General features: G+C 40.7%; 10 protein-coding genes. 9 read left to right on the top strand and 1 reads right to left on the bottom strand.

Translation table 11 applies throughout. The features are described from left to right. Positions 1 to 5 precede the first annotated feature (5 nt). The 5 genes from msbA (at position 6) to kdsB (ending at position 4,432) form a co-directional block, all read left to right on the top strand. Entirely contained in the window at positions 6 to 1,751 is a 1,746-nt protein-coding gene (msbA, locus tag AAZR93_RS12980) for a lipid A ABC transporter ATP-binding protein/permease MsbA (RefSeq protein ID WP_336430815.1), read from the top strand. Continuing rightward, positions 1,748 to 2,746 carry a tetraacyldisaccharide 4'-kinase gene (lpxK, locus tag AAZR93_RS12975; protein WP_434720038.1) on the top strand — a complete coding sequence of 333 codons (999 nt, stop codon included), beginning with the start codon at positions 1,748 to 1,750 and terminating at the stop codon, positions 2,744 to 2,746. The genes msbA and lpxK overlap by 4 nt, the downstream gene beginning before the upstream one ends. Positions 2,747 to 3,138: 392 nt before the next feature. After that, positions 3,139 to 3,354, top strand: coding sequence for a cold-shock protein (locus AAZR93_RS12970; protein ID WP_434720037.1), 216 nt, complete (start codon positions 3,139 to 3,141; stop codon positions 3,352 to 3,354). A 143-nt stretch (positions 3,355 to 3,497) separates the two neighbouring features. Continuing rightward, entirely contained in the window at positions 3,498 to 3,677 is a 180-nt protein-coding gene (locus AAZR93_RS12965; protein ID WP_294107323.1) for a Trm112 family protein, read from the top strand. 5 nt (positions 3,678 to 3,682) lie between these two features. Continuing rightward, complete coding sequence (gene kdsB / locus AAZR93_RS12960) at positions 3,683 to 4,432, top strand: 3-deoxy-manno-octulosonate cytidylyltransferase (RefSeq protein ID WP_294107322.1); 750 nt, start codon at positions 3,683 to 3,685, stop codon at positions 4,430 to 4,432. Between the two features lie 87 nt (positions 4,433 to 4,519). On the opposite strand, the gene elyC is transcribed toward kdsB, so the two are convergent. Further along, positions 4,520 to 5,347: an envelope biogenesis factor ElyC gene (gene elyC, locus AAZR93_RS12955; protein ID WP_434720036.1), complete on the bottom strand. Its 828-nt coding sequence runs from the start codon at positions 5,345 to 5,347 to the stop codon at positions 4,520 to 4,522. 323 nt (positions 5,348 to 5,670) lie between these two features. On the opposite strand from elyC, the gene cmoM reads away from it, so the two are divergent. From cmoM to mukB, 4 genes are read left to right on the top strand one after another with little or no spacing between them, the layout of a single operon-like run. Next, entirely contained in the window at positions 5,671 to 6,459 is a 789-nt protein-coding gene (cmoM, locus tag AAZR93_RS12950) for a tRNA uridine 5-oxyacetic acid(34) methyltransferase CmoM (protein ID WP_434720035.1), read from the top strand. Continuing rightward, positions 6,456 to 7,781, top strand: coding sequence for a chromosome partition protein MukF (gene mukF, locus AAZR93_RS12945; protein WP_336430812.1), 1,326 nt, complete (start codon positions 6,456 to 6,458; stop codon positions 7,779 to 7,781). Before cmoM ends, mukF begins: the two co-directional genes overlap by 4 nt. Next, positions 7,762 to 8,490: a chromosome partition protein MukE gene (gene mukE / locus AAZR93_RS12940; RefSeq protein WP_336430811.1), complete on the top strand. Its 729-nt coding sequence runs from the start codon at positions 7,762 to 7,764 to the stop codon at positions 8,488 to 8,490. The genes mukF and mukE overlap by 20 nt, the downstream gene beginning before the upstream one ends. Continuing rightward, positions 8,487 to 12,929: a chromosome partition protein MukB gene (mukB, locus tag AAZR93_RS12935; RefSeq protein ID WP_434720034.1), complete on the top strand. Its 4,443-nt coding sequence runs from the start codon at positions 8,487 to 8,489 to the stop codon at positions 12,927 to 12,929. Before mukE ends, mukB begins: the two co-directional genes overlap by 4 nt. Positions 12,930 to 13,023: the final 94 nt, after the last annotated feature.

Genomic DNA, 13,023 nt, shown 5'->3' with positions numbered 1-13,023 from the left:
AAAGCATGAATGATATAGATCTTTCTACAAAACAAACATTTCGTCGCTTATGGCCGATTATCGCGCCGTTTAAAGCGGGTTTAATCGTTGCAGCGATAGCGCTTGTCATCAACGCCGCTGGCGATGCGTTCATGATTTCCTTGTTAAAACCTTTACTTGATGAAGGCTTTGATAAAGCTGATAACGACGTTTTAAAATGGCTACCTATAGCTGTGTTAGGGTTGGTTATTATTCGTGGCTTGTCTAGCTTCGTTTCTACCTATTGTGTCTCGTGGGTATCTGGCAAAGTTGTAATGAATATGCGCCGAAAACTTTTTGGTCATATGATGGGAATGCCAGTTAGTTTTTTTGATCAGCAATCAACAGGGACTTTATTGTCTCGGATTACCTATGACTCTGAACAGGTTGCTTCATCGTCATCAGGCGCTTTAATCACGATTATCCGTGAAAGTGCTTATATCATCGGTTTGTTTGCGATGATGTTCTATTATAGCTGGCAGTTATCGCTTATTTTGATTGTAATCGCACCAGTTGTTTCAATCACTATTCGTATTGTTTCTAAACGTTTTCGCTCAATTAGTAAAAATATGCAAACGGGTATGGGACATGTAACTGCTAGTGCTGAACAAATGTTGAAAGGGCACAAAGAAGTTTTAATTTTTGGTGGGCAAAAAGTTGAAACTGAACGTTTTGGTAAAGTCAGTAATAATATGCGTCGCCAAAATATGAAAATGGTGACCGCTTCTGCTATATCAGACCCAATTGTTCAATTGATTGCGTCTTTTGCATTGGCTTTTGTTCTTTATGCCGCCAGCTTTCCTGAAATTCGTGAGCAATTAACGTCAGGGACTATCGCTGTTGTTTTTTCATCAATGTTTGCCTTGATGCGCCCTTTAAAATCACTCACAAATGTTAACGCACAATTCCAACGCGGTATGGCTGCTTGTCAGACGTTGTTTGCTATTTTAGATAGCGAGCAAGAAAAAGATGAAGGCACCAAAGTGCTAAAAGAAGTAAAAGGTGATATTGAATTCGAAAATGTCACTTTTACCTATGCAACGAAAGATCATCCTGCGTTAGATAACATCTCATTTACCTTACCCGCAGGCAAATCAGTTGCTTTAGTCGGTCGTTCAGGTTCTGGCAAATCAACGATTGCAAATTTGATTACTCGATTCTATGACATTGATGAGGGTAGTATTCGCATTGATGGTCATGATATTCGTGAATACACGCTGGAATCATTACGTAGCCAAGTCGCATTAGTATCGCAACATGTATATTTATTTAACGATACCATTGCAAATAATATTGCTTATGCAACAGATGGTAGCTATAGCCGCGAACAGATTGAAAAAGCAGCTAAAATGGCTTATGCAATGGACTTCATCGATAAATTGGATAAAGGCTTAGATACCATAATAGGTGAAAATGGCGTGATGCTTTCTGGTGGGCAGCGCCAGCGTATCGCTATTGCACGTGCGCTTTTACGTGATTCTCCTATTTTGATCCTTGATGAAGCAACATCAGCACTAGATACCGAGTCTGAACGTGCTATCCAAGCTGCTCTTGATGAATTACAGAAAAATCGTACTTCATTGGTTATCGCTCATCGACTGTCTACAATTGAAAATGCGGATGAAATTCTAGTCGTTCAGGATGGACATATTATTGAACGTGGGAATCATGCGAAGCTGTTAGCTGAAGATGGCGCATATGCTCAATTACATAGTATACAGTTTAAGCAATGATTGAACGTATTTGGTCCGGTAGATCTTGGCTGTACATTTTATTACTGCCGTTATCCATATTGTATGGATTGATAACGGCAGTAAGGCATCTTGGTTACAAAACTGGATTATTTCGTTCTTGGCAAGCGCCGATCCCTGTCGTTATCGTTGGCAATTTAACGGCGGGTGGTAACGGTAAGACGCCTGTTGTGATTTGGTTAGTAGAATCATTAACCAAAGAAGGTTATCGTGTTGGGGTTGTTTCTAGGGGCTATGGTGGTAAATCTGAGCATTATCCATTATTACTCGATGATCAAACGACCACGGCATCGGCGGGTGATGAGCCTGTGCTAATTTGGCACAGAACCAAATCACCGGTGGCCGTTGCACCTAAACGTAGTGATGCGATTAAAGCTTTATTAGCTAATAATTCGTTAGATGTGATTATCACAGATGATGGATTACAGCATTATGCTTTAAAACGAGATTATGAAATTGTGGTTATTGATGGTCAACGCCGTTTTGGAAATGGATGGTGGCTACCAGCAGGTCCTATGCGTGAACGCGCAGGACGCTTAAAAAGTGTTAACGCACAGATTGTTAATGGCGGGAGCCCGAAAGGTAATGAAGTCTTAATGTCTCTTGAAGGGGATATTGCTGTTAATCTTGTGAGTGGCAAGAGATGTCCAGTTAATCAATTGCAATCGGTTATTGCGATGGCGGGTATTGGACATCCTCCTCGATTTTTTAATTCTTTGCAAAGCAAAGGATTAAACGTAATAAAAACCTACGCTTTTTCTGATCATCAACCTTATGACCAACAACAGCTAGCCTCATTAACTAACTTAAATGAATGTTTATTAATGACAGAAAAAGATGCAGTTAAATGCCAGTCTTTTGCACAAGCTAACTGGTGGTACTTACCTGTGCAAGCTCAGCTTGATGAAATTGGTGCTAAAACTATTCTAAGTGAAATAAAAAACATTATCTCAAACGATAAAAAAACTTGCCTATGAAGTTTGATTATGGTAATAATAGCCGCACTGTGATATAGCTCCACTTATTATGTATATGGATGCAATACATTAATAACTGGATTTTATACTAGCTTAAATTTCACGATCCGTTCTTTAGTTAGTCTTCATATCCTCGCAACAACTACATTTTTAATCAGTTTTGTCATCAAAATGTCAAAATACACTGTTAAATTCACAGTAGATGCGCGGTGTCTGAAATTCACTATTGGGATCGTAATAAATAACGCACAATTATTAAGTGCATATATTGGTAAAAGTTTAATTACTCTTAAACGTGTTAATAGATCGGCAATTTATAATGGGAAAACGCTAAAGAGTAATAATAAAACGATAAAAAGAAATATTGTTCTTAGAACAAAAGGAGTTTTAATATGAATTTTCAATTACATATGGGTCGAGTTAAATGGTTTGATGCAAAAGAAGGTTACGGTTTTATTTCACCATTCCATGGTGGTGATGATGTATTTGTAACAAGAAAATCAATTGCTAGCACTAAAATGAAATCATTAGCTGAAGGCCAAAACGTCGAGTTTTCAGTAACTCGCAATTCAAATGGTATTATGGCAACCGACGTTATTGCGTACTAATTAAATAATTAAAAGCGCTTTTTCTCCTGCTGACTATCCTCTTATCTCTTGCAGGAGATTGTATCTAGAAAGATTAAAGTTAACGGTGATATCTGCATGTGATATCCTGACGCCAAGTGAGTTAATTCCATTTGGGAGAAAACATGGATCACCGTTTACTTGAAATCATCGCTTGTCCAGTTTGTTACGGTAAATTAAGTTACAACAAAGACAACCTCGAATTAATCTGCAAATTTGACCATCTAGCGTATCCAATTCGCGATGGTATCCCCGTATTACTAGAAACCGAAGCTCGCCAAGTATCTTTAGATGAAGGACAGTAACTATTATGTTTACTGTAATTATTCCTGCGCGTTTCGCATCAACTCGATTACCGGGTAAGCCTCTCGCTGATATTCATGGCAAGCCTATGGTTGTGCGGGTGATGGAGCAAGCGATTAAATCAGGTGCAGGCCGAGTTATTGTGGCGACTGATCATCCTGATGTCGCCGCGGCGGTAATCCAAGCGGGTGGCGAAGCTTGTATGACAAATCCTGATCATCAATCTGGCACAGAAAGACTTGCGGAAGTTATCGACCTTTACGGTTTTTCAGATGACGAAATCATTGTTAATGTTCAAGGTGATGAACCTTTAATCCCACCTGAAATTATTAGCCAAGTTGCTAGTAATCTTCAAGGAAGCAAAGCTAATATGGGCACACTTGCTGTGCCTATTCATGATGCTAAAGAAGCTTTTAATCCTAATGCAGTTAAGGTTGTTACTGATAATGAAGGCTATGCACTTTATTTTTCACGCGCCACCATCCCTTGGGATAGAGACAATTTTTCAACTGGTCAAAATACCATTGGCGATTATTTTCTTCGACATATTGGTATTTATGCATATCGTGCAGGTTTTATTCGTCGTTATATTACGTGGGAAGCGAGCCCATTAGAAAAAATCGAAATGCTAGAGCAGCTTAGAGTGCTATGGTATGGCGAAAAAATTCATGTTGCGGTTGCCGAAAAAACACCTGGAGCTGGTGTCGATACCCCGCAAGATCTTGAAATTGTCAGAAAGCAATTTGCATCACAATAGCGACTGATATTGAACGGCTAATCTAGCTAAAAATAAAAGGTGTAAATTCAATGGATTACACCTTTTTTTGTGCGTTGTAATGACGCATTATTCTGCATCAATACTTTCAGGGGTGAGTAACGGTTGCTCTAACACTTGAGTGTTATCCGGTTTTAAATGCCACCATATTGTGCCAATTAGCTCATACCAAGCGCGTTCACTATGACCAAAGTAATAAGAAGATGGGATGTATTTTTCCCATGGATTGATTGCACTAGTAATAACCAGTTGATTTGCGGGGGCTGGTAATGGTTGCATTCCTCTACTCGTAAACATGGTTATTGCCCGAGGCAGATGGTTTGCCGATGTCACTAATAAAAAAGGCTCTTTACCTATAATTTTTTCGACTTCAAATGCTTCTTCTTGCGTATCTTTGGGCTCAGTGAGTGCAATAGTATCTTCAGCGGGAACTCCTAACGATTGAGCAACTTGTGCGGCGACTTCTGCACTGCTTATGGGATTATTGGCCTTTCCGCCAGTAAAAATAAGTTTGCTGCCAGGGTATTTCAGATAAAGTCTCACACCTTCGGTTACCCGAGGAAGGCTATTATTCAATAAATTAGAGCTTGGGCTCCAATCGGGGTTATAGGTAAATCCACCACCTAAAACAACGATATAATGCACATTTTCTGGTGGATTGGGGGTAGTTAATTCATAACGTTGGTTATATTTGCCTTCAATGGGGGCGAGCAAATTATCCGATACTGGTTGTAGGCCTAACAGTAAGATGAAGAGCAAACTGGCACTGACCAGTGTTTTGCCACTTTTTTGCCATCGGGTACACCACAATAGAATTAAACCGATAAATCCGATAATCAGCAGGAGCGGTAATGGCATCAATAATGCACCAATATATTTTTTTAGCAGAAATAACATAACAAAGCCTATTTTAGAGGTTTATAACGCATTATTGTTCATTGAGCTCAATTCAACCAGCTTTGATGAAATAATAAATTTTGCGCATAAAAATGAAAGTCATGATGCCAAAATGAAATTCAGTGAGCAAAATAAAGTACTATGCAAAAATATAGCTATTATCTGTTATAATTCAGGATTCAGTCATTGCCTGCATTTTATATGATAAGCGACGCCATATTCATGAATTACAGAATAAAAACTGATAAATTTCAGGTGCGTTGCTAGGCTGATTGACCAACAAACATGTTTTGAATAATGAATTATAGGTAACCAGATAGCACATGGCAGACCGCAACTTTGATGATATTGTCGATAAATTTGCAAAAAATATCTATGGAACGACAAAAGGTAAAATACGTGAAGCGGTCGTTTGGCAAGATCTTAGCCAGTTATTAGAAAGCCATTTTAAAGGTCAAACATTACGTATACTTGATGCCGGAGGCGGTGAAGGCCATTTTTCGCGCAAGCTTGCGGCGATGGGACATCAAGTCATACTTTGCGATTTATCCGAAGAAATGCTAGAAAGGGCGAGTGAGCTTGCGCAGGAAGAAGGAATTAGTGAAAATATCCGCTTTGTTAACAGTGCGGTACAGGATATTGCACAACATTTAACGGAGTCGGTTGATCTCGTTATTTTTCATGCAGTACTGGAATGGATTAGCGATCAAAAATATGCAATTGAGCAGTTGGCAGATATAATCAGACCTGAAGGCATATTTTCTGTCATGTTCTATAATGCAAATGGCTTAGTGATGCGCAATGCGATTTTAGGCAATTTTCATCTCGCGACCCCTCACATCCAACGTAGACGCAAGCGTTCGTTGTCGCCACAAAATCCACTCTTCCCACAACAGGTTGATGAATGGCTTTTGGCATGTGATATGGAAATCTTAGGCAAAAGCGGCGTAAGAGTATTTCATGATTATTTGCAAAGTAGACAGTTACAACAAAAAGATTTTCCAGCATTGCTGGCGCTAGAACAGCAATATTGTCGTGAAGAACCTTATATCAGCATGGGACGCTATATTCATGTCATGGCGCGAAAACAAATACAAAAGGACGATTTATGAGTGAGTTTTCCCAGACCGTCCCTGAACTGGTGTCTTGGGCACGAAAAAATGATTTTTCGATTTCACTTCCCGCAGAGCGCTTAGCTTTTTTGCTATCGGTTGCTGTTTTGAACAGTGAGAGAGTTAATGGTGAAATGACCGAAGGGGAGCTAATTGATGCCTTTCGTGAAGTTTGTAAAGGGTTTGAACAGACAACAGAGTCACTCTCTGTCAGAGCAAATAACGCCATCAATGATATGGTGCGTCAAAAGATATTTAACCGCTTTGCCAGTGATATCATTGAAGGTAATGCCATTTATCGTTTGACGCCTTTAGGCATTGGTATTAGTGATTATTATATTCGCCAGCGTGAATTTTCAACATTAAGGCTGTCAATGCAGCTTTCTATCGTGGCGAGTGAATTACTTCGTGCGGCAGAGGCAGCGGAGGAAGGTGGCGATGAGTTTTATTGGCATCGCTATGTTTTTGCCCCATTAAAATATTCAGTAGCAGAAATATTCGACAGCATTGATTTATCCCAGCGTATTATGGATGAGCAGCAAAGCTCAGTGAAAGAAGATATTGCCGCATTATTGAGCCAAGACTGGCAAGCGGCGATCGCCAATTGTGAGCAATTATTGTCTGAAACATCAGGAACATTAAGAGAGCTGCAAGATACGCTGGAAGCCACTGGTGATAAACTGCAAGCTAACTTGATGCGTATTCAAGAGGCGAATCTGAACGCACCTCAATTTTCTGATATGGTTGATAGACTAATTTTTGATTTGCAGAATAAACTGGATCGAATTGTTAGCTGGGGACAGCAATCCATTGATTTATGGATTGGTTATGACCGCCATGTGCATAAATTTATTCGTACAGCGATTGATATGGATAAAAATCGGATATTTTCTCAACGATTACGCCAATCGGTACAGCAGTACCTCGATAGTCCGTGGGCATTAACTTATACCAATGCAGATAGACTATTTGATATGCGTGATGAAGAGCTTGCGTTGCATGATGAAGAGGTCACTGGTGAATTACCACCAGAGCTTGAATTCGAAGAATTTAGTGAAATAAATGATCGACTTGCAGAGTTAATGGAAGCTGAGCTGGCATTTTATAAAGCGGATAAACAGCCGCTAGATGTCGGGCAAGTATTAGAAGATTACTTGAAACAATATCCGCAGAGTCGCCATTTTGATGTTGCGCGTATTATTATCGATCAGGCTGTAAAACTAGGTATCGCAGAGGCTGATTTGGCGGGATTACCGTCAAAATGGCGTGCTATTAATGATCACGGAGCCAAGGTGCAGGCACATGTCATCGACAAATATTGAACAATTTATGCCAGTTAAACTGGCTCAAGCACTCGTTAATCCTATTTTCCCTGAGCTTGACAGTCAGTTACGTTCGGGTCGCCATATTAGTATTGATGATCTTGATAATCACGCATTTCTGATGGATTTTCAGGAAGATTTAGAACAATTTTACTCACGTTATAATGTTGAATTGATTCGTGCGCCAGAAGGTTTTTTCTATTTGCGCCCCCGTTCAACGACATTGATCCCACGCTCGGTACTCTCTGAGCTGGATATGATGGTGGGTAAAATTCTTTGTTATCTTTATCTCAGTCCGGAACGATTAACCAATCAAGGTATTTTTACCTCTCAAGAATTGTTCGAAGAGCTATTATCGCTTGCTGATGAAAGCAAATTAATGAAATTTGTGAATCAGCGCTCGACAGGTTCTGACTTAGACAAACAAAAACTGCAAGAAAAACTCAGAACTTCGTTAAATCGATTACGCCGCTTGGGTATGGTGCACTTCTTGCAAAATGATCCGAATAAATTCGTCATTTCAGAGTCTGTATTTCGTTTTGGCGCTGATGTACGTAGTGGTGATAGCCCTCAAGATGCTCAATTAAGAATGATCCGTGATGGCGAAGCTATCTCTCTTGAAGGGGAGTTATCATTACAAGATAGCGATGAAGATGAGCCTGAAGAAAATCAAGAAGCGGCAGAAAGTGATGAGGATGGACAACAATGATTGAACGCGGAAAATTTCGCTCACTGACGCTGGTGAATTGGAACGGTTTTTTTGCTCGAACCTTTGACCTTGATGAACTCGTTACCACGCTTTCAGGCGGAAACGGAGCGGGTAAATCAACTACCATGGCCGCTTTTATTACCGCCATGATCCCAGATTTAACCTTATTACACTTTCGTAATACAACGGAAGCTGGGGCCACCTCTGGTTCTCGTGACAAAGGCTTACACGGGAAGTTACGTCCTGGGGTCTGCTACGCGATTTTAGATGTTTTAAACTCTAAACATCAGCGTGTTATGGTTGGTGTTCGCCTTCAACAAGTCGCGGGTCGTGATAAGAAAGTTGATATCAAACCTTTTATGGTTCAAGGCGTGCCAATTGCGACAGTGCCTACTGAAATTTTGACGGAAATTATTGATGGTCGTCAAGCTAAAGTTATTCCTTTAAATGAGTTAAAAGAACGGCTTGAAGCGCAAGAAGGTATACAGTTTAAGCAATTCAACTCAATTACTGATTACCATTCAGTATTATTTGAGCTCGGCGTATTACCAAAACGTTTACGTTCAGCTGGCGACCGTAGTAAATACTACCGTTTGATTGAAGCATCTCTCTACGGGGGTATTTCCAGTGCGATTACACGTTCATTACGTGATTATTTATTGCCTGAAAATAGCGGGGTTCGTAAAGCATTCCAAGACATGGAAGCGGCATTACGTGAAAACCGTCTGACCCTTGAAGCTATCCGTGTGACACAGTCAGATCGTGACTTATTTAAACATCTAATTAGCCAAGCGACGGATTATGTATCTGCTGATTATATGCGTCATTCAAATGAAAGACGTATTCATTTAGATACTGCCTTAGCTGCGCGTAATGAATTAAATGCAAATCGCAAGCAGCTTAAAGTTGAGCAAGTTCGCAGCGTCGATATGGCTCGTGAGCTTAACGAACAAAATGAATCGTCATTGGTGTTTGAAACTGATTACCAAGCGGCGAGTGATCATTTGAGTCTTGTGCAGGCGGCATTACGCCAACAAGAAAAAATAGATCGCTACCAAGCTGATATTGAAGAGCTAACTTATCGTCTAGAAGAACAAACTGAAGTTGTTGCTGTCGCGACAGAAAGCCAAGAAGAATATGAAGCGCGTTCAGAAGCGGCTGAAGTTGAAGTCGATGAATTAAAAAATCAATTAGCGGATTATCAGCAAGCTCTGGATGTTCAGCAAACTCGCGCTATTCAATATCAACAGGCTTTACAAGCGTTGACGCGCGCTCGTGAATTGTGCCAGTTACCTGAGCTAACAATAGAAAATGCCGACGAATGGCTTGATACTTTCGAAGCGCGTGAGCAGCAAGCTACCGAAATATTATTATCATTAGAACAGAAGATGAGTGTGGCAGATGCCGCTCATAGCCAGTTTGAACAAGCTTATCAGTTAGTTAAAACCATGGTTGGCGAAGTCAGTCGTAGTGACGCATACCAACAGGCACGCACGTTATTACGTGACTGGTCATCACAGTCGCATCTAGCTGAACGAGTCCAGCCATTGCGTATGCAACTATCTGAGTTGCGTCAGCGTTTGGATAGTCAGCAAAATGCAGAAAGATTACTGAGTGAATTTTGTAAGCGCCATGGGCAAAGTTACGAGCCTGATGAGCTAGATGTGTTGATGGCAGAGCTTGAAGCGCAACAAGAAGAGCTAAGTATTGGCGTGAATGAAAGTGGTGAAAGACGTATGCAAATGCGTCAAGAACTTGAACAAATTCGTTTACGTATTCAACAGTTGTCAGCTAAAGCGCCCGCTTGGATCATGGCGCAAGAAGCGTTAACACAGCTCAATGAACAAGCTAATGAGACGTTTAATACCAGTAGTGAAGTGACTGAATACATGCAGCAATTGCTTGAGCAGGAACGTGAAATTACGGTTGAACGCGATGAAGTTGCTGCGCAGCGACGCGAGCTAGAAAAGCAAATTGAACGTCTTAGCCAACCTAGTGGTGCGGAAGATAGCCGCATGTTGGCATTAGCGGAACGTTTTAACGGCGTATTATTATCAGAAATATATGATGATATAACGATTGAAGATGCGGCTTATTTCTCTGCACTTTATGGTCCTGCTCGTCACGGTATTGTGGTTCAAGACTTAGCCCTTGTTCGTAGCCAACTGGAAACATTACAAGATTGTCCTGATGATGTTTATTTCATCGAAGGGGACCCACAAGGTTTTGACGATAGTGTTTTTGATGCACAGGAATTTGAGAATGCAGTACTTGTACGCTCTTCCGAGCGCCAATGGCGCTATTCTCGCTATCCTGAATTACCGTTATTCGGTCGCGCTGCGCGTGAGAGCCATTTAGAGTCGCTGACTTTAGAGCGTGATGGATTATCAGAGCGTTATGCGACGCTGTCATTTGATGTACAGAAAATTCAGCGTTCACATCAAGCGTTTAGCCGTTTTATTGGTCAGCATATTTCAGTTGCATTTGAAGATGACCCTGAAGCTGAAATTAAAACGTTAAATCAAAAACGTAATGAACTTGAGCGCGCATTATCTCAATTCGAAGAGCAGACTCAACAACAGCGTCAGCAATTTACCCAAGGTAAAGAAAGCTTATCTACCCTGAACCGCTTGTTACCGCTTGTGGGTTTATTAATGGATGAGACTTTAGTTGATCGGGTTGAAGAAATTAATGAAGAGTTATCAGAAGCTGAGGAAGCTGCACATTTCCTAAATAAATATGGTAATGCGTTGGCAAAACTTGAGCCGATGGTGACAGTGCTACTGAGCGATCCTGAGCAACATGACCAATTGCGTAAAGATTACGAACAGGCGAAACACAGCCAACAAAATGCGAAACAACAAGCTTTTGCATTAGTTGAAATTGTACAGCGTAGAGCTCATTTTAGTTACAGTGACTCAACGGGTATGGTTAATGAAAATGCTGACCTGAACGAAAAATTACGTCAACGCTTGGAACAAGCTGAAACTGAACGTAGTCGTGCAAGGGAACAGTTACGCCAACATCAGTCACAGACAGCGCAATATCATCAAGTTTTTGCTTCTCTTCGTAGCTCCTTTGATACTAAGCAAGAAATGCTCAAAGAGCTTGAGGTTGAGATGCAAGAGATTGGTGTTAAGGCCGATCCTGATGCACAAGAACGAGCGCGTATTCGCCGTGATGAACTTCATCAGTCAGTAATGGCAAATCGTAGTCGTATTAATCAGTTAGAAAAACAGCTCACACTTTGTGAAGCTGAAATGGACAATTTGCAAAAACGACTGCGTAAGTTAGAAAAAGACTACTTCCAAATACGTGAACAAGTTGTTTCTGCTAAAGCGGGCTGGTGTGCAGTAATGCGATTGGTTAAAGATAATGGCGTTGAACGCCGTTTAAACCGTCGCGAATTAGCCTATACCGATGGTGACAGTCTACGTTCTATGTCGGATAAAGCGTTGGGTGCACTGCGTTTAGCTGTCGCTGATAATGAACATCTGCGTGATGTTTTACGTTTATCTGAAGATCCAAAATTCCCAGATCGTAAAATTAAATTCTTTATTGCTGTTTATCAGCATCTGCGTGAACGTATTCGCCAAGATATTATTCGTACTGATGATCCCATTGATGCAATTGAGCAAATGGAGATTGAGTTAGGACGTTTAACCGAAGAGTTAACAGCTCGTGAACAAAAATTGGCGATTAGCTCGAAAAGTGTGGCGAATATTATTCGTAAAACTATTCAACGTGAACAAAACCGCATCCGTATGTTAAACCAAGGATTACAAGCAGTCTCCTTTGGTCAAGTTAAAGGGGTTAGACTTAACGTTAATATACGTGAAAGCCATGCTTTACTACTTAGCGTATTGTCTGAGGAGAGCGAATCGCATCAAGATCTATTTACTAGCCAACGTTTGACCTTCTCGGAAGCGATGGCGAAGCTGTATCAGCGTTTAAATCCACAAGTTGATATGGGGCAGCGTTTACCGCAAACCATTGGTGAAGAGTTGTTGGATTATCGTAATTATTTAGAGCTTGATGTAGAAGTTAATCGAGGTTCAGACGGTTGGCTTAAAGCGGAAAGTGGTGCTTTATCAACAGGTGAAGCGATAGGTACCGGTATGTCAATATTGGTCATGGTTGTACAAAGCTGGGAAGAAGAAGCACGTAGATTACGAGCTAAAGATATTATTCCTTGCCGTTTGCTTTTCTTGGATGAAGCTGCACGTCTTGATGCGAAGTCTATTGCCACACTCTTTGAATTGTGCGATAGGCTAGAGATGCAGTTAATTATTGCAGCGCCTGAAAATATCAGTCCTGAAAAAGGCACAACGTATAAGTTAGTGCGTAAAGTGTTTGGTAATAATGAACATGTGCATGTGGTTGGGCTGAAAGGATTTGGTCAAGATACACCAACTACGCAGGCAGCATTGCCTCAATAACGACGCATTTATATCAGCCGTCAGTTTGAAACTAACCGACATAGGGTAAAACCGTGTCGGTTTTTTATTATTATTTAAAAATTATGTCGATGAA

It is taken from the genome of Providencia sp. Je.9.19 (assembly GCF_051129765.1).
GTDB lineage: Bacteria > Pseudomonadota > Gammaproteobacteria > Enterobacterales > Enterobacteriaceae > Providencia.
Note: the sequence above shows the minus strand (reverse complement) of the source record. Positions and strands in the feature narration are given on the sequence as shown.